The 16480-nt window shown below is 68.5% G+C and carries 15 protein-coding genes and 1 riboswitch; of the genes, 11 read left to right on the top strand and 4 right to left on the bottom strand.

Annotated elements, in window-relative coordinates; translation table 11 throughout:
* Positions 1-11: 11 nt before the first annotated feature.
* The 4 genes from TSB10P1A_RS05825 (at position 12) to TSB10P1A_RS05810 (ending at position 4557) form a co-directional block, all read left to right on the top strand.
* Positions 12-746 carry a GNAT family N-acetyltransferase gene (locus tag TSB10P1A_RS05825; protein WP_186386961.1) on the top strand — a complete coding sequence of 245 codons (735 nt, stop codon included), beginning with the start codon at positions 12-14 and terminating at the stop codon, positions 744-746.
* A 64-nt stretch (positions 747-810) separates the two neighbouring features.
* Positions 811-3684, top strand: a complete 2874-nt coding sequence (locus TSB10P1A_RS05820; RefSeq protein ID WP_186386960.1) for an EAL domain-containing protein — start codon at positions 811-813, stop codon at positions 3682-3684.
* A gap of 107 nt (positions 3685-3791) precedes the next feature.
* Complete coding sequence (locus tag TSB10P1A_RS05815; RefSeq protein WP_186386959.1) at positions 3792-4238, top strand: SRPBCC family protein; 447 nt, start codon at positions 3792-3794, stop codon at positions 4236-4238.
* On the top strand, positions 4225-4557 hold the full coding sequence (locus TSB10P1A_RS05810; RefSeq protein WP_186386958.1) for a helix-turn-helix transcriptional regulator: 333 nt from the start codon (positions 4225-4227) through the stop codon (positions 4555-4557). Before TSB10P1A_RS05815 ends, TSB10P1A_RS05810 begins: the two co-directional genes overlap by 14 nt.
* A 22-nt stretch (positions 4558-4579) precedes the next feature.
* Here TSB10P1A_RS05810 and rnhA read toward each other — a convergent pair whose 3' ends face one another.
* Genes rnhA through ispH form a run of 3 tightly spaced genes read right to left on the bottom strand, consistent with a single transcriptional unit; the run spans position 4580 to position 7045 of the window.
* The gene (gene rnhA, locus TSB10P1A_RS05805; protein WP_186387112.1) at positions 4580-5017 is read right to left on the bottom strand and encodes a ribonuclease HI; all 438 of its coding nucleotides are present in this window, start codon (positions 5015-5017) and stop codon (positions 4580-4582) included.
* A 17-nt stretch (positions 5018-5034) separates the two neighbouring features.
* Positions 5035-6000: a homoserine kinase gene (thrB, locus tag TSB10P1A_RS05800; RefSeq protein ID WP_186386957.1), complete on the bottom strand. Its 966-nt coding sequence runs from the start codon at positions 5998-6000 to the stop codon at positions 5035-5037.
* Between the two features lie 58 nt (positions 6001-6058).
* Positions 6059-7045, bottom strand: coding sequence for a 4-hydroxy-3-methylbut-2-enyl diphosphate reductase (ispH, locus tag TSB10P1A_RS05795; protein ID WP_186386956.1), 987 nt, complete (start codon positions 7043-7045; stop codon positions 6059-6061).
* Between the two features lie 258 nt (positions 7046-7303).
* Between ispH and TSB10P1A_RS05790 the strand changes: the two genes are divergently transcribed.
* The 7 genes from TSB10P1A_RS05790 (at position 7304) to TSB10P1A_RS05760 (ending at position 15170) form a co-directional block, all read left to right on the top strand.
* A complete protein-coding gene (locus TSB10P1A_RS05790; RefSeq protein WP_186386955.1) occupies positions 7304-7906 on the top strand; it encodes a hypothetical protein in 603 nt (200 codons plus the stop codon).
* A gap of 274 nt (positions 7907-8180) precedes the next feature.
* Positions 8181-8273, top strand: a riboswitch (glycine riboswitch).
* A 193-nt stretch (positions 8274-8466) separates the two neighbouring features.
* The gene (gene gcvT, locus TSB10P1A_RS05785) at positions 8467-9615 is read left to right on the top strand and encodes a glycine cleavage system aminomethyltransferase GcvT (protein ID WP_186386954.1); all 1149 of its coding nucleotides are present in this window, start codon (positions 8467-8469) and stop codon (positions 9613-9615) included.
* 67 nt (positions 9616-9682) lie between these two features.
* Entirely contained in the window at positions 9683-10054 is a 372-nt protein-coding gene (gene gcvH, locus TSB10P1A_RS05780) for a glycine cleavage system protein GcvH (RefSeq protein ID WP_186386953.1), read from the top strand.
* 3 nt (positions 10055-10057) lie between these two features.
* The gene (locus tag TSB10P1A_RS05775) at positions 10058-10555 is read left to right on the top strand and encodes an OsmC family protein (protein WP_186386952.1); all 498 of its coding nucleotides are present in this window, start codon (positions 10058-10060) and stop codon (positions 10553-10555) included.
* A gap of 1 nt (position 10556) precedes the next feature.
* Complete coding sequence (gcvPA, locus tag TSB10P1A_RS05770) at positions 10557-11903, top strand: aminomethyl-transferring glycine dehydrogenase subunit GcvPA (protein ID WP_186386951.1); 1347 nt, start codon at positions 10557-10559, stop codon at positions 11901-11903.
* Positions 11900-13492: an aminomethyl-transferring glycine dehydrogenase subunit GcvPB gene (gcvPB, locus tag TSB10P1A_RS05765; protein WP_186386950.1), complete on the top strand. Its 1593-nt coding sequence runs from the start codon at positions 11900-11902 to the stop codon at positions 13490-13492. Before gcvPA ends, gcvPB begins: the two co-directional genes overlap by 4 nt.
* 1099 nt (positions 13493-14591) lie before the next feature.
* The gene (locus tag TSB10P1A_RS05760) at positions 14592-15170 is read left to right on the top strand and encodes a hemerythrin domain-containing protein (RefSeq protein ID WP_186386949.1); all 579 of its coding nucleotides are present in this window, start codon (positions 14592-14594) and stop codon (positions 15168-15170) included.
* Positions 15171-15274: 104 nt separating this feature from the next.
* On the opposite strand, the gene TSB10P1A_RS05755 is transcribed toward TSB10P1A_RS05760, so the two are convergent.
* Entirely contained in the window at positions 15275-16432 is a 1158-nt protein-coding gene (locus tag TSB10P1A_RS05755; protein ID WP_186386948.1) for a site-specific DNA-methyltransferase, read from the bottom strand.
* Positions 16433-16480 lie beyond the last annotated feature (48 nt).

Below are 16480 nucleotides of genomic sequence, written 5' to 3'. Positions count from 1 at the left end.
CGGAGGCGGCGATGTCCCTGTTCCGGGTCTTCTCCGGCTCAGAGCCGGTCCGGACCCTGGTGGCGGGGGAGGGGGAGAACGCCCTCTTGCTGCGCCAGCCGCAGCCGCAGGACTATGGTGAGTGGGCGGCGCTGCGCGAGGCGAGCCATGCCTTCCTGCAGCCCTGGGAACCGCAATGGGCGGCGGACGAACTGTCCCGCGCCGCCTATCGCCGCCGGCTGCGCCGCCATGCCCGCGAGATGCGCGAGGACCGGGCCTATCCGTTCTTCCTGTTCCGCCTTGCCGACGGGGTGCTGATCGGCGGGGCGACGCTCTCCAACATCCGCCGCGGCGTCGCCCAGACCGCCTCGCTCGGCTACTGGATGGGCGCCCCCCATGCCGGACGCGGCCATATGGGCCGGGCGGTGCGGGCGCTGCTCGGCTTCGCCTTTTCCGACCTGTCGCTGCACCGCATCGAGGCGGCCTGCCTGCCGCATAATGTCGCCTCGCGCCGGCTCCTTGAAAATGCCGGCTTTTGCCGCGAGGGCTATGCCCGCCGCTACCTGCGCATCGCCGGCGAGTGGCAGGACCACCTGCTGTTCGCCCGTCTTGCCGGCGACACCGCGGCGTCCGAGGGGCTTGCCACCATCTCCGCCGCGAGCGTTGCCGCCTGGCAGGTGCGGGCCGGATCGGGGGCCGTAACAGGGGCCGGAACGGGGCCCGGAACAGGGACCAGCGGCGCCGCCGGAGAGAAAGAAATCTTGTGAGATGGAATGGATGCCGATAAGTCTCCGGCACCGTAAGATGTGCGAAGTGAAACGGGATAACCGCTTGCCCCTGTTCAGGCTCCTAATGGTCGCGCTGGCGGCGTGGCTGTATGCCTTCGCCCCGGCAGCGGCAATCGAGGCCGTCGAGGTCCGCGCTTCCACCGACGCGCTGGACCTGACCCGCGCCCTCGACCTTTATCCCTATGAGGGCCCCAGCCTGCAGGTCTCGACCTCGCCCGGCGCCGACGGCATCGTCCGGCGCATCGAGGTGAATTCCCGCGACGGCACCAACACGAGCTGGGCGGTGTTCGCCCTGTCCAATCCCGGCGACGAGCAGATCGACCGGCTGATCGTCGCGCCGTTCTTCCAGCTCGTCGGCTCGCGGCTGATCTGGCCGGATCTCGGCGCCTCGCGCATCGCCTCGATCACCCCGAGCCAGGGCATCGCCCCCGAGCGGCAGTCGAGCCAGGAGGCGGACGTCTTCCTGATCACCCTCGATCCCGGCGCGGTGGTGACCTATGTGGTGGAACTGCGCACGCCGGAGGTGCCGCAACTGCGCCTGTGGGAGCCGACCGTCTACAAGGACACGGTCAACGCCTATACGCTGTATCGCGGCATCATCCTCGGCATTTCCGGCCTGCTGGCGCTGTTCCTGACCATCCTGTTCGTGGTCAAGGGCACCATCATGTTCCCGGCGACGGCGGTGCTGGCCTGGGCGGTGCTGGCCTATCTGACCATCGATTTCGGGTTCTGGAACAAGGTCCTGCAGATCACGCCGGGCGACGAGCAGCTCTACCGCGCCTGCGCCGAGGTGGCGCTGGCGGCGAGCCTGATCATCTTCCTCTACGCCTATCTCAACCTCAACCGCTGGCACATCCGCTACAGCCACCTGGCGCTCGGCACCCTGATCCTGGTGCTCAGCCTGCTCGGCATCGCCGTCTGGGACCCCTCGGTCGCCGCCGGCATCGCCCGCATCTCGCTCGGCATCATCGGCGTGCTGGGCTTCGCGGTGATCGCGGCGCTGGCGCTGCAGGGCTACGACCGGGCGATCATGCTGGTGCCGACCTGGGTGCTGCTGCTGTCCTGGCTGGTCGGCGCGGCGATGACGGTGACCGGGTCGCTCGCCAACGACATCGTCCAGCCGGCGCTGGCCGGCGGGTTGGTGCTGATCGTGCTGCTGATCGGCTTCACGGTGATGCAGCACGCCTTCGCCGGCGGCGCCATCGCGCAGGGGCTGATTTCCGACGTGGAGCGGCGGGCGCTGGCGCTGACCGGCTCCGGCGACATCATCTGGGACTGGGACGTCGACCGCGACCGCATCTCCACCGGCAACGAGGTGGAGGACCTGCTCGGCCTCAAGCACGGCCTCCTGGAGGGGCCGGCGCGCGACTGGCTCGACGTGCTGCATCCGCAGGACCGCGACACGTTCCGCTCGACGCTCGACGCGGTGATCGACCAGCGCCGCGGGCGCATCTCGCAGGCCTTCCGCCTGCGCGCCGACGACGGTCATTTCCGCTGGTTCCGCCTGCGCGCGCGCCCCATCGTCGGCTCCGACGGCGAGGTGATCCGCTGCGTCGGCACGCTGCTCGACATCACCGACCAGAAGGTGACCGAGGAACGGCTGCTGCACGACGCGGTGCATGACAACCTGACCGGCCTGCCCAACCGCGAATTGTTCATGGACCGGCTGCAGGCGGCGATCGCCCGCTCTCGCGCGGAAAAGCTCGGCCGTCCTTCCGTGCTGATCGTCGATCTCGACCGCTTCAAGCAGGTCAACGATTCCATCGGCCTGTCGGCCGGCGACAGCATCCTGCTGACCATCGCCCGGCGGGTGTCGCGCCAGCTCAAGCCGCAGGATTCGCTGTCGCGCCTTTCCGGCGACACCTATGCGCTGCTGCTTCTGTCCGAACAGTCGGCCGACCGCATCGCCGCCTTCGCCGATGCGGTGCGCCGCGCGGTGCGCTCGCCGATCACCTTCGGCGAGCGGGAAGTGTTCCTGACCGCCTCCGTCGGCATCGCCATCTACGAGGCGGACGGCACCTCCGCCGCCGAACTGATGCGCGAGGCGGACATGGCGATGCATCACGCCAAGCGGCTCGGCGGCGACCGGGTCGAGGTGTTCCGCCCGACGCTGCAGACCGGCACCCGCAGCCGCGCCGAGCTGGAGGGCGACCTGCGCAAGGCGCTGAAGACCGACGGCATCACCGTGTTCTACCAGCCGATCGTCCGCCTGGTCGACCGCTCGATCGCCGGCTTCGAGGTGCTGGCGCGCTGGAACCACCCGACGCGCGGGGCGATCTCGCCGACCGAGTTCATCCCCATCGCCGAACAGTCGGGCCTGATCAACGAACTCGGCCTGTTCGTGCTGGACAAGGGCGCCCGGCAACTGGCCGAGTGGCAGGAGAGCTTCCGCCTGCCGCTGCCGCTGTTCGCCAGCGTCAACATCTCCTCGCTGCAACTGCTGCGCCACGACCTGATCAACGACGTCAAGTCGGTGCTGTCGCGCTCGTCGCTGGCGCCGGGAACGCTGAAGCTGGAGCTGACCGAATCGGTGGTGATGGCCAATCCGGAATATTCGGCGCGGATGCTGGAGCGGCTGCGCGCGCTCGGCGCCGGCCTGTCGCTGGACGATTTCGGCACCGGCTATTCCAGCCTCAGCTACCTGCAGCGCTTCCGCTTCGACACGATCAAGGTCGACCAGTCCTTCGTGCGCCCGAACGGCCGCAGCGCCCGGCCGGTGATCCTGCGCTCGATCATCGCGCTCGGCCACGATCTCGGCATGCAGGTGGTGGCGGAAGGGGCGGAGAGCGAGTCGGATTCGCTGGAACTGCACCAGCTCGGCTGCGAATACGCGCAAGGCTTCCTGTTCGGCCAGCCGATGGAAGCGGCCCAGGCGACCAGGATGCTGCAGGCCGAGATGGACGCGCTGCGGGCGTAGGCCGCGCGAGGACTTCGGGTCCCTTTTTCCCAATTCCACAAAGGCAACTGAATGGTTGCCTTTTAATCCGCTTGCTGTAAGGTGAAAGGCAACCGGAGGGTTGCGCAATGAGTGACAGGATCGTCAAGACGGTAGAGCTGAGAGCGCCGGTGTCGCGGGTCTGGCGGGCCTTGTCGGACCATGAGGAGTTCGGCGCGTGGTTCCGGGTCAGGCTCGACGGGCCGTTCGTGCCAGGTGGCATCTCGACCGGCCGGATGACCTATCCCGGCTACGAACACTATCCCTGGCTCGCCACTGTGGAGAAGATGGAGTCCGAGAGGCTGCTCTCGTTCCGCTGGCACGATTTCGACGAGGCGTCCGGGCTTGCCGTCGCCGACCAGCCGACAACGCTGGTCGAGTTCCGGCTCGAGCCGGTGGCGGGAGGAACCCTGCTGACGATCACCGAAAGCGGCTTCGAGGCGCTGCCGGAGCATCGGCGCCTCGAGGTCCTGCGCGGCAACACGCAAGGTTGGAACATTCAGGCGGAGAACATCGCCCATCATGTTGCCGAGTGAGGCCGAGACGTCGTCCGCCGCCTCGGTGTTCGCGGCGCTGGGGGACAGGACCCGCCTGACGCTGCTGTCGCGGCTGGCCGAGGGACGGGCGCAGTCGGTCGTCGAGCTGACCCAGGGCACCGGCCTGACCCGGCAAGGCATCAGCAAGCATCTTGCCGTGCTGGAGGAGGCGGGCGTCGTCGCCAGCGCGCGCGTCGGCCGCGAAACCCGCTTCGCCATCCGGCCGGCCGCACTGGCCGAGGCCGGCCGCTATCTGGAGCGGGCCTCGCGGCAATGGGACGACGCCATCGGCCGGCTGCGCAAGCTCGTCGAGGATTGACGGCGCGGGGTGCTTTCCCGGCCTATCTTTTCTTGAACGGTGCCATGCCCTTGCGGGCGAGTTCGTCGGCGCGCTCGTTGTCGTCGTGGCCGGCATGGCCCTTGACCCAGTGCCAAGTGACGTCGTGGCGGCCACGCGCCGCATCCAGCGCCTGCCACAGTTCGGCATTCTTCACCGGCTTCTTGTCGGCGGTGCGCCAGGCATTGCGCTTCCAGTTGTAGAGCCACTTGGTGATGCCGTCGCGCACATAGGTGCTGTCGGTGTGCAGCTCGACCTTGCACGGCCGCTTCAGCGCGTTGAGCGCCTCGATGGCGGCGGTCAGCTCCATCCGGTTGTTGGTGGTCTGCGCCTCGCCGCCGCACAATTCGCGCTCATGCGCGCCGAAGCGCAGGATCGCGCCCCAGCCGCCCGGCCCCGGATTGCCCGAGCACGCCCCGTCCGTGTGGATGGTGACGCGCATCTGCCCGTCCGCCTCGCTCACGGGGCGAGCCCGTAATCGGAGGCGGTGGCGACGCCCTGGTGGAAGCGCAGCTTGCGCAGGTATTCGCGCGGGTCCTTCGGCGTCACCAGCGCGCCCGGCGGCACCCGCAGCCAGTCGTGCAGCCGCGTCAGCAGGAAGCGCAGCGCCGAGCCGCGCGCCAGCAGCGGCAGAGCGTCGAACTCGGCGGCGGTGAAGTCGCGCACCTGGCGATAGCCGTTGAGCAGGGCGCGGGCCTTGGTGACGTTGAAGGAGAGGTCCGGCTCGAAGCACCAGGCATTGAGGCAGATGGCGACGTCATAGGCAAAGGCATCGGTGCAGGCGAAATAGAAGTCGATCAGCCCGGACAGGCGCTCGCCGATGAAGAAGACATTGTCGGGGAAGAGATCGGCATGGATGACGCCGGAGGGAAGGCCGCTCGGCCAGCGGCTCTCCAGATGGTCGAGCTCGGCGGTGAGCTCGGCCCCGAGCCCCTCCACCACCGTGTCGGCCTGGTCGAGCGAGGCGCCGAGCAGCGGCCGCCAACTGTCGACCGACAGGGTGTTGCGGCGCCGGCCGGCAAAGTCGGCGCCGGCGAGATGAAAGCGGGCGAGCGCCTCGCCGAGCGCGGCGCAATGCACCCGCTTCGGCCGGCGCACCCACATGCCGTCGAGGAAGGAGATGATCGCCGCCGGCCGGCCGGCGAGTTCGCCGAGCATCGCGCCGGAGCGGGCGGCGACCGGCTGCGGGCAGGAGATGCCGCGCGCCGCCAGATGGCGCATCAGCTCCAGGAAGAACGGCAGGTCGGCCGGGTCCACCCGCTTCTCGTAGAGCGTCAGGATGAAATAGCCGGCGGTGGTGTGCAGCAGGAAGTTCGAGTTCTCGACGCCTTCGGCGATGCCCTTGAGGGCGAGCGTATCGCCGATGTCGTAGAGGGCGACGAAGGCCTCAAGGTCCTCGTCCGAGACGTCCGTATAGACTGCCATGGGTGCCGGTTTCGTGTTCGCTTGAAGGACGCGGGACGCGCGGGATGGATGGGCGGGGCTACTCGGCGGCGGCCTCGCGCAGGGCGCGCGGCAGGTTGAAGGAAATCGTCTCCTCGGCCGTGCGCACGCTGTCGACGGTGACCTCGTAGCGCTGCGCAAAGGCGGCGATGATCTCCTCCACCAGCACCTCGGGCGCGGAGGCGCCGGCGGTGATGCCGAGGCGGGTGAGCGGCGGCAGCAGGTCCCAGGGAATATCGGCGGCGCGCTGGACGAGGAGCGCCACCGGACAGCCGGCACGCTCGGCGACCTCGCGCAGGCGCTGCGAGTTCGACGAATTCGGCGCGCCGACGACGATCAGCGCCTCGACCTGCGGCGCGACGGCCTTCACCGCCTCCTGCCGGTTGGTGGTGGCGTAGCAGATGTCGTCCTTGTGCGGGGCGACGATGTCGGGGAAGCGGGCGGCCAGCACCTCGACGATCTCGGCCGTGTCGTCGACCGACAGGGTGGTCTGGGTGATCCAGGCGAGCGGCCGGTCGCCGGCCGGCTCGAAGCGGCGCGCGTCCTCCACCGTCTCGACGAGACGCACCGCGCCCTCGGGCAACTGGCCCATGGTGCCGATCACCTCCGGATGGCCGGCATGGCCGATCAGCACGATCTCGCGGCCGCGGCGGAAATGGATCTCCGCTTCCTTGTGGACCTTGGAGACCAGCGGGCAGGTGGCGTCGAGATAGAACATGTTGCGGGCGCGCGCGTCCTCGGGCACCGACTTCGGCACGCCATGGGCGGAGAACACCACCGGCCGGTCGTGGTCGCCGTCCGGGATCTCGTCCAGCTCCTCGACGAAGACGGCGCCCTTGGCCTTCAGGCTCTCGACGACGAACTTGTTGTGCACGATCTCGTGGCGGACATAGACCGGCGCGCCGAAACGCTCCAGCGCCAGTTCGACGATCTGCACGGCGCGGTCGACGCCGGCGCAAAAGCCCCTCGGCGCGCAAAGCAGCACCTGGAGCGGCGGGCGGTTTCCGGCGGTCGGGTGTGAAGCCAACAGGGCCTCCTTGCAGTCGGCGCCGGCGGGGAGCCGCGACGCACGGGCTTTGCTGGCAATAGAGGTACGGGGGCAGGGCGTGTCAAGGGGTGGGCAAGGCGGGCGGGGCGCAACAGCGCGGCTTTGCCGGCTCGCGATCCGGCACCCGGTCGGCGCTGGACAGGCGCCCGGCGGCGGCGGCTCGCCAAGCGGCGGCCCGCCTGATATAGACGTTGCCCGAACGAGTTCGCGTCCTTGAGCAGAATTGGGAAGATTGGCATGCAGCACGCCGACTGGATCCGCCGTACGGGCCCGCTCGCCTCGCTGGCGCTTGGCCTTGCCGTTGCCGGCTGCGGCGCAGATATCTCCGGCGTCGGCGACGATGTCGCCAAGACGGTGATCTCCGGCAACGCCTCCGACAAGTCGGTGGTCGAGGGGATCAACCCCGACACGTTCCGCCGGGAGGTTCCCTGTCCGCCGCTGGAGGTGGAGCCGGGCCACTATCTGCTGATGATCCACGACCGCGGCAAGGACGACGACCCCAAGGCGCTGCGCTACCAGGCGAATATCGAGAACTGGGCGCGGCGCTGCGTGCGCGACGGCGGCGACGGCGTGCTGATGACCGTCGGCGTCTCCGGGCGCGTGACGCCGGGCCCGGCCTGGCAGGGCGGCGAGGTGCTGCTGCCGATCCGCCTGTCCATCGTCAACACCGCGCCCGGCGGTCCCAAGCCGGTGGTGCGCCAGCTCGCCGTGCCGGTGACGCTGGGCGCCGGGTCGCCGGCCGAACAATGGGCGCTGGTGGAGGAGAATGTCGCTATTCCCCAGACCGCTTCGACCAAGGTGCAGATTGCGCTGGACGAGAAGGGAAAACGGCGGCAATAGGAGGGGCGTGTTGACAGGGCGACAGGCGCTGTCGACAATGCGACATGCTGGTGCGGTGAATTTGAAATACGCCTTCGGGTGGCAGCAGGCTGAGAGCGTATTTCAAATTCGAAAACCGCACCAGAAAACGTGAATTTTCCTGTCGCCCATATCTGAAGTTCGTTCAGAGCGTGCTGTGAAACGTGACGAACTTCAGATATGGGTGACAAGGCGGCGTGGACGTTGTGCGCCGCCGGCAGGGACCTGAAGACGGCACGTCTTCGCGATCCTGCTTCAAGGACTTGCGGGAGAGGTCGGCATCCCGGATGCCGGCGCCGAAGGAGCAACCGCCCCGGAAACTCTCAGGCAAAAGGACCGCAGGTCGAGCAACGCTCTGGAAAGCAGTCCGGACCGCCCTTCGGGTCGGGACCGGGCTCACCGAAGGAGTAACCGCCTCACATTCGGGCGCCGGTCACGGACCGGAGGCCGGGCGGGAAATCTCTCAGGTCGTCAGGACAGAGGGGGTGCGTGGATACGAAACGTGTTCGCGTCACCAGACCCTCTAGCGCCAGGACGACCACATGGCCGATCACGCCGACGGATCCCTGCTTTCAACGCCCCTGACCGATTTGCACCGCGAGCTCGGTGCGCGTCTCGTGCCCTTCGCCGGCTACGAGATGCCGGTCCAGTATCCCGCCGGCATCATCGCCGAGCACAGCCACACCCGCGAGAAGGCCGGCCTCTTCGACGTGTCGCATATGGGCCAGGCCTGGCTCATCGGCCCGGACCACGCGACGACGGCCCGCGCGCTCGAGGCGATGGTTCCCTCCGACGTCGCCGTGCTGAAGCCCGGCCGCCAGCGCTACACCGTGCTGCTGAACCAGGAGGGCGGCATCGTCGACGATCTGATGGTGGCGCGGCCGCAAGGCGCGGAGAATGACGGCCGGCTGTTCCTGGTCGTCAACGCCTCGCGCAAGGCGGTCGACTACGAACTGATTGCAGCGGGTCTTCCGGGCAACGTGAGGCTGGAGCCGATCGAGGACCGGGCGCTGATCGCGCTGCAGGGGCCGATGGCGGCCGAGGTGATGGCCGCCCATGCGCCGGCCGCCGCGGACATGGCCTTCATGGGCGTTGCCGAAATGGAATTCGACGGCATCGCCGTCTATGTGTCGCGCTCCGGCTATACCGGCGAGGACGGCTACGAGATCTCCGTGCCGGCGGGGGCTGCCGAGCCGCTGGCCCGCGCCCTGCTCGCCGACGAGCGCGTCGCCCCGATCGGCCTCGGCGCGCGCGATTCGCTGCGCCTCGAGGCCGGGCTCTGTCTCTATGGCCACGACCTCGACGAGACCACCTCGCCGGTCGAGGGCGCGATCACCTTCGTGCTGCAGAAGCGCCGCAAGGACGAGGCCAATTTCCCGGGCGCTGCCCGCATCCTCTCCGAACTGGCGGAGGGACCCTCCCGCGTGCGCGTCGGCCTGACGCTCGCCGGCCGTGCCCCGGCCCGCGAGGGCGCGGAAATCCGCTCGGCCGACGGCAGCGCCATCGGCGTTCTGACTTCGGGCGGCTTCGCGCCGACGCTGGGCGCCCCCATCGCCATGGGCTATGTCGACCCGGCCCATGCGGGCGTCGGCACGCCGGTGAAGCTCGTCGTGCGCGGCCGCGAACTGGAGGCGAACGTCGCCGACATGCCCTTCGTTCCCCAGCGCTACCATCGCAAGCCGTCGGCCTGACGGCCTCGAAACTCCATCGTTGCAGATAACCTGAAGCGGCCTGAAGGCCTTCCGGAGGACAAGTGAAATGAGCACCCGCTACACCGAAGATCACGAGTGGATCACCGTCGCCGGCGACGTCGCCACCGTCGGCATCACGACTTACGCCCAGGAACAGCTCGGCGATGTCGTCTTCGTCGAACTGCCCGAGGTCGGCCGCACGGTCTCCAAGGGCGACGAGGCGGCGGTCGTCGAGAGCGTCAAGGCGGCCTCCGAGGTCTATGCCCCGCTCGACGGCGAGGTGGTCGAGGCCAACAGCGTGCTGGCCGACGAGCCGGGCAAGGTGAACGAGGATCCGGAAGGCGCGGCCTGGTTCGTCAAGATCCGCATGTCCGATGCCTCGCAGCTCGACGACCTGATGGATGCGGCGGCCTACAAGGCCTATATCGAGACGCTCTGAGCGATGGCACGGCATCTCTACCGGGCCGATGTGAGCTGGCGGCGGCAGGGCGACTTCGCCGCCAATGCCTATAGCCGCGGCCATGACTGGTCCTTCGACGGCGGCATCACCGTGCCGGCCTCGGCCTCGCCGAGCGTCGTGCCGCTGCCCAACTCCGTCGAGGCGGCGATCGACCCGGAAGAGGCCTTCGTCGCGGCGATCTCGAGCTGCCACATGCTGTGGTTCCTCGACCTTGCCCGCCGCGACGGGCTCACTGTCGAGAGCTACCGCGACGCGGCCGAGGGCATCATGGAGCGGGTCGGCCCCGGCAAGATGGCCGTGACCCGTGTGGTGCTGCGCCCGCGGATCGTGCTGGCCGGCGACGCGCTGCCCGAGCCGGGCCGGCTCGACGCCCTGCATCACCAGGCCCACGAGGCCTGTTTCATCGCCAATTCCGTGAAAAGCGAGATCGTGGTCGAGGCCTTGCCCGCCACGCTTGCCGACAACCCCCAAGGAGCGTGACATGCGCTATCTGCCGCTGTCCGATACCGACCGCGCCGACATGCTGGCGCGGGTCGGGATTTCCGATGTGGACGAGATCTTCGTCGACATCCCGAAAAGCGCCCGCATCGACGGGCTGCTCGACCTGCCGCGCCGCCAGAGCGAATTCGCCGTCGAGCGCGACCTGACCCGCATGGCGGGCAAGAACGTCGCCGCCTCCTCGGTGCCGTTCTTCGTCGGTGCCGGCGCCTACAAGCACCATGTGCCGGCCAGCGTCGACCACCTGATCCAGCGCTCCGAATTCCTCACCTCCTACACGCCGTACCAGCCGGAGGTGACGCAGGGCACGCTGCAATATCTCTTCGAGTTCCAGACCCAGGTCGCCGCGCTCACCGGCATGGAGGTCGCCAACGCCTCCATGTATGACGGCTCGACCGGCACGGCCGAGGCGGTGCTGATGGCGCACCGGGTGACCCGCCGCAACAAGGCGGTGCTGTCCGGCGGCCTGCACCCGCAATACCGCCAGGTGGTCGAGGGGCTGAGCGCGATGGCCGGCGACCGGGTCGCGGCGCTGCCGGCCGACCCCACTGGGACCGAGGACATTCTCGCCGCCATCGATGACGAGACCTCCTGCGTGGTGGTGCAGTCGCCGTCCTTCTACGGCCAGCTCATCGACCTGAAGCCGATCGCCGAGAAGGCCCATGCCCATGGCGCGCTGCTGATCGCCGTCTTCACCGAGGTGGTGTCGCTGGGCCTGATCGAGGCGCCGGGCGAGCAGGGCGCCGACATCGTCGTCGGCGAAGGCCAGTCCATCGGCAACGGCCTCAATTTCGGCGGTCCCTACGTCGGCCTCTTCGCGACGCGGCAGAAGTTCATCCGCCAGATGCCGGGGCGCCTGTGCGGCGAGACGGTCGATGCCAATGGCAAGCGCGGCTTCGTGCTGACGCTGTCGACCCGTGAGCAGCACATCCGCCGCGACAAGGCGACCTCGAACATCTGCACCAATTCGGGGCTCTGCTGCCTCGCCTTCACCATCCACATGACGCTGCTCGGCGGCAACGGATTGGCGAAGCTCGCCCGCATCAACCACGCCAACGCGGTGAAGCTGAAGGGCGCGCTGGACGGCGTTGCCGGCGTAAGCGTGCTCAACGACGCCTTCTTCAACGAGTTCACCGTCAAGCTGCCGAAGCCGGCGGCCGAGGTGGTCGAGGCGCTGGCCGCAAAGGGCGTGCTCGGCGGCGTGCCGGTGTCGCGGCTGGAGCCGGGCAAGGCCGAGCTCGCCGACCTGCTGCTCGTGGCATCGAGCGAAGTCAATTCCGATGAGGACCGCGCGGCCTTCGTCGCGGCACTGAAGGAGGTGCTGGCATGAGCATGAACACTCAGGGCCGTCCGTCCGCGCCCAGCGAGACGGCGATCACCAGCGAGCGTGCGACCTTCACCGGCAACAAGGCGCTCGCCATGGAAGAGCCGTTGCTCTTCGAGATCGGCCGCATGGATGTGTGCGGCGTCGACCTCGACGAGGCGGAGGACTTCGCGCCGGCGCTGGGCGGTCATGCCCGCAAGGCGGTGCCGGACCTGCCGGCGCTGACCGAGCCGGAGGCGATGCGCCACTATGTGCGCCTGTCCTCGAAGAACTACGCCATCGACGCGGGCCTCTACCCGCTCGGCTCCTGCACGATGAAGCACAATCCGCGCCTCAACGAGAAGATGGCGCGCCTGCCGGGCTTCGGCGACGTGCATCCGCTGCAGCCGCTGTCGACGGTGACCGGCGCGGTCGATCTGATCGCTGAGCTGGCGCATTGGCTGGTCACCATGACCGGCATGAGCGCGGTGGCGATGAGCCCGAAGGCCGGCGCCCATGGCGAATTGTGCGGCATGATGGCGATCAAGGCCGCGCACCAGGCGGCCGGGCGCGACCCGAAGATCGTCCTGGTGCCGGAATCGGCCCATGGCACCAACCCGGCGACGGCAGCGCTCCTCGGCTACAAGGTGGTCTCCATCGAGGCGCGCGAGGACGGCACGGTCGATCCGGCGGCGGTCAAGGCGCGCATTGCCGAGCATGCGGGCGACATCGCCGGCATCATGCTGACCAACCCCAACACCTGCGGGTTGTTCGAGCGCGACATCATCGCCATCGCCGAGGCGATCCATGCGGCGGACGGCTATTTCTACTGCGACGGCGCCAATTTCAACGCCATCGTCGGCAAGGCCCGTCCGGGCGATCTCGGCGTCGATGCCATGCATATCAACCTGCACAAGACCTTCTCCACCCCGCATGGCGGCGGTGGTCCCGGTGCCGGTCCCGTGGTGCTGTCGGAGCGCCTCGCGCCGTTTGCCCCGCTGCCCTTCCTGCGCAAGGGCGAGGGCGGCATCGAGTGGGTGGAAACGGATGCCGAGCTCAAGGACGGCGAGCAGCCGTTCGGCCGCATGACCGCCTTCCACGGCCAGATGGGCATGTATGTGCGCGCGCTCGCCTATATGAAGAGCCACGGCGCCGACGGGCTGAAGCAGGCCTCCGAGGACGCGGTGCTCAACGCCAACTATGTGCGCGTCGGGTTGCAGGACCTGATGAGCCTGCCCTTCGGCCAGCGCTGGTGCATGCACGAGGTGCTGTTCGACGACAGCTTCCTCAAGGACACCGGCGTCACCACGCTCGACTTCGCCAAGGCGATGATCGACGAGGGCTACCACCCGATGACCATGTATTTCCCGCTGGTCGTCCACGGCGCGATGCTGATCGAGCCGACGGAATCGGAAAGCCGCGCCTCGCTCGACCTGTTCATCGCCACCATGCGCGACCTCGTCATGAGCGCGCAGAAGGGCGAGACGGACCGCTTCAAGGGGGCGCCGTTCCATGCCCCGCGCGGGCGCCTCGACGAGACGCGGGCAGCGCGCAGCCCCGTGCTCAAGTGGGAGCGCCCGGCAGCGACCGCGGTGCAGCCGCAGGCCGCGGAGTAACGCCGGGGGATTTGCGCCGGCTGAACGACACGAACGCCCGGCCCCGCGCCGGGCGTTTTCGTTTGGGGGGCGGGAAAGGATCTGCGCGCCGTCGCGACCGCTCTGGCAGCCAATGGGCACCGGGTCGCGCTGCGCTTGCCCGGTGTGACAGCCGAGGGGATGCAAGGCCTTTCGCCAATCTGCCCGGCTGTTATCCCGGTCCAGCCTCCCCCTCGGAGGTCATCCCGGCCGCGCGTAGCGCAGAGCCGGGAACCATTGGTGCCCTCAGCCGCCGTAATGGGGGCGATGCGTGCGGTTCGCAAGGAGGGGTATCGCTGCCCGATCCGGCGTCGTCGCCTTGACCTTGCACCCCATCTTGCCGCATGAGGCGGGCAGCGAAACGTCAGGAGCGGCGGTGTGCCGTCGCGACCGCTCTGGCAGCCAATGGGCACCGGGTCGCGCTGCGCTTGCCCGGTGTGACGGCAGAGAGGATGCGAGGCCGTGCCTCCCCCATGGACGTCGTCCCGGACGAGGCCGAAGGCCGAAGATCCGGGAACCATTGGCAACCTCAGCGGGTGCGAGGCGGGAGCGCTTCGCCACCTCCCCGGCTGTCATACCTGCGAAGGCAGGTATCCAGTATCCGCTGCGGCCTATGGCGGCGCGAAGGCAGAAGCTTTCCGCCTTCCGGCGGCAATGTTGAGTCCTCACTCAAACCGTTCGAGGTTACTGGTTCCCGGTCTCCGGCTGCGCCGGAACCGGGACGACATCCTGCGGGTGGGGTTCGCGTCGGCGTGTCGTTTCCGCCGTTCCTGACGCACATGCCTCTCCCCGCGTCTTCCCGGACGAGGCCGCAGGCCGAAGATCCGGGACCGGGGAGGCACGGCGGTTGCGGGTTCGTTCGCGAGTGCCTTCGTAAGGCCCTCGGCTCGCCGATCCCGGGTCGCGGCTTCGCCTTGCCCGGGATGACGAACCGAGAGGATTGCGTCCGGGATTGACGAAGGAGAGGGCGATGCGTGCGGTTCGCAAGGAGGGGCATCGCTGCCCGATCCGGCGTCGTCGCCTTGACCTTGCACCCCATCTTGCCGCATGAGGCGGGCAGCGAAACGTCAGGAGCGGCGGTGTGACGGACGATCTCGACAGGCGGCAGGGGCTCAACGAGGAATTGCTGTATCTCTTGCGCCGCCATCCGCGCGAGGGCTGGGACGACAATGCCGGTCTTGGCGATCTCGCCCGCTTCTGGCTGTCCCGGCACGATGCCTTCCGCCAGCTCGGCGGGGCGCTGAGCGATGCGCTGACGCGGTTTCGCGAGGGCGAGGTCGAGGCGATGCAGTTCGGCGGCTATTTCGCGCCGCGCCTGCAGCACTTCCTGAGCGAGCTGCACCACCACCACATGATCGAGGACCAGCATTATTTCCCGGTCTTCGCGGCGGCCGAGACGCGGCTCAAACGCGGCTTCGACATCCTGGAAAACGATCACGAGCTGATCCACGAGCGCATCGGCCGGGTGATCGCCAGCGCCAACGGGCTGCTGGGCCTGCTGGAGGGCGGCGACAGCGACCGCATCCGCCGGGCGGCGGACACCTATGCCGCCGACAGCGACCTGCTGGTGACCGGCCTGCTGCGGCATCTCGACGACGAGGAAGACCTGATCGTGCCCCTGATGATCGAGCGCGGCGAGGGGCCTCTCGGCGTCTCGTGATCCGAACGCTGGATGCGGAACCGCCCCCGCCGGAGTGTCCGGTCGGAGGCGGCCCATCGCGCGGGGAAGCGCTTCTCAGAAATGGTAAGGCGCCGGATCGGGTCTCAGGCGGCGTTGGCGCCGCGCAGCGTCTCGCGCAGCGCGTCGATGGGCTTCAAGGTGCCGGCGTCCTCATAGTGCCAGTAGGTCCAGCCGTTGCAGGCTTCCAGCCCCTGCACCAGGGCGCCGACCTTGTGGATCGAGCCGGCATGGCTGCCGCTGGCGAGCGAACCGTCGGCGCGCACGGTGGCGCGCTTGCGGCCCTTGGCGCAGGTCAGCTCCGCCCCCGGTGCCAGCAGGCCGGCCTCCAGCAGGTTGCCGAAGGGAATGCGCGGGGCGGCGCGCTTGCCCTGGCTGATGGCGAGCGCCGTGTCCTCCGCCGGCGTGACCGCCGCGATGCGGGCATGGGCGGCGTCGATATAGTCCTGCTCGCGCTCGATGCCGACAAAATGACGGCCGAGCCGCCTGGCGACCGCACCGGTGGTGCCGGTGCCGAAGAAGGGGTCCAGCACCACGTCGCCCGGATTGCTGGAGGCAAGCAGCACCCGGTAGAGCAGGCTTTCCGGCTTCTGGGTCGGATGCACCTTCTGCCCCGAACCATCCTTCAGCCGCTCGCCGCCGGTGCAGATCGGCAGGTTCCAGTCGGAGCGCATCTGCAAATCGTCGTTGAACGTCTTCAGGGCTTCGTAGTTGAAGGTGTATTTCGCGTCCCTAGACTTCGACGCCCAGATCATCGTCTCATGGGCATTGGTGAAGCGTTTGCCGCGAAAATTCGGCATCGGGTTGGTCTTCAGCCACACGACATCGTTGAGGATCCAGAAGCCGAGATCCTGCAGGATCGCGCCGACGCGGAAGATGTTGTGATAGGAGCCGATGACCCACAGGCCGCCGTCCGGCTTCAGCACGCGGCGCACGGCCATCAGCCAGGCGCGGGTGAAGGCGTCGTAAGCCTCGAAACTGTCGAACTGGTCCCAGTGATCGTCGCAGGCATCGACCCGCGACTGGTCCGGGCGGTGCAGATCGCCGCCGAGCTGGAGATTGTAGGGCGGGTCGGCGAAGACGAGATCCACCGACGCCCTCGGCAGGCGCTCGAGAGCCGCCACGCAGTCGCCCTTGATGATCGTGTCCAGCCAGTCTGCGCCGGAAGCGGCATTGGGGGCGGTCGATCGGGCTCGGAAGGAGTGGGGTGCCACGACGGGCACCCCGATACGCTGTACACTCATTGCGACGCAGAACCTCACGCAATTACGAGCATCATGGTTACCGCGTCT

The organism is Stappia sp. TSB10P1A, assembly GCF_900185725.1.
Taxonomy (GTDB): domain Bacteria; phylum Pseudomonadota; class Alphaproteobacteria; order Rhizobiales; family Stappiaceae; genus Stappia.
This window is presented reverse-complemented; position numbering and strand designations above follow the sequence as displayed.

Bases quoted from the DNA above. Each gene is read 5' to 3' on its own strand.
- rnhA (WP_186387112.1), bottom strand. From the start codon at position 5,017: ATGCGCGTCACCATCCACACGGACGGGGCGTGCTCGGGCAATCCGGGG.
- gcvH (WP_186386953.1), top strand. From the start codon at position 9,683: ATGAGCACCCGCTACACCGAAGATCACGAGTGGATCACCGTCGCCGGC.
- thrB (WP_186386957.1), bottom strand. From the start codon at position 6,000: ATGGCAGTCTATACGGACGTCTCGGACGAGGACCTTGAGGCCTTCGTC.
- gcvPA (WP_186386951.1), top strand. From the start codon at position 10,557: ATGCGCTATCTGCCGCTGTCCGATACCGACCGCGCCGACATGCTGGCG.
- TSB10P1A_RS05775 (WP_186386952.1), top strand. From the start codon at position 10,058: ATGGCACGGCATCTCTACCGGGCCGATGTGAGCTGGCGGCGGCAGGGC.
- gcvT (WP_186386954.1), top strand. From the start codon at position 8,467: ATGGCCGATCACGCCGACGGATCCCTGCTTTCAACGCCCCTGACCGAT.
- TSB10P1A_RS05815 (WP_186386959.1), top strand. From the start codon at position 3,792: ATGAGTGACAGGATCGTCAAGACGGTAGAGCTGAGAGCGCCGGTGTCG.
- TSB10P1A_RS05810 (WP_186386958.1), top strand. From the start codon at position 4,225: ATGTTGCCGAGTGAGGCCGAGACGTCGTCCGCCGCCTCGGTGTTCGCG.
- gcvPB (WP_186386950.1), top strand. From the start codon at position 11,900: ATGAGCATGAACACTCAGGGCCGTCCGTCCGCGCCCAGCGAGACGGCG.
- TSB10P1A_RS05825 (WP_186386961.1), top strand. From the start codon at position 12: ATGTCCCTGTTCCGGGTCTTCTCCGGCTCAGAGCCGGTCCGGACCCTG.
- TSB10P1A_RS05755 (WP_186386948.1), bottom strand. From the start codon at position 16,432: ATGAGTGTACAGCGTATCGGGGTGCCCGTCGTGGCACCCCACTCCTTC.
- TSB10P1A_RS05790 (WP_186386955.1), top strand. From the start codon at position 7,304: ATGCAGCACGCCGACTGGATCCGCCGTACGGGCCCGCTCGCCTCGCTG.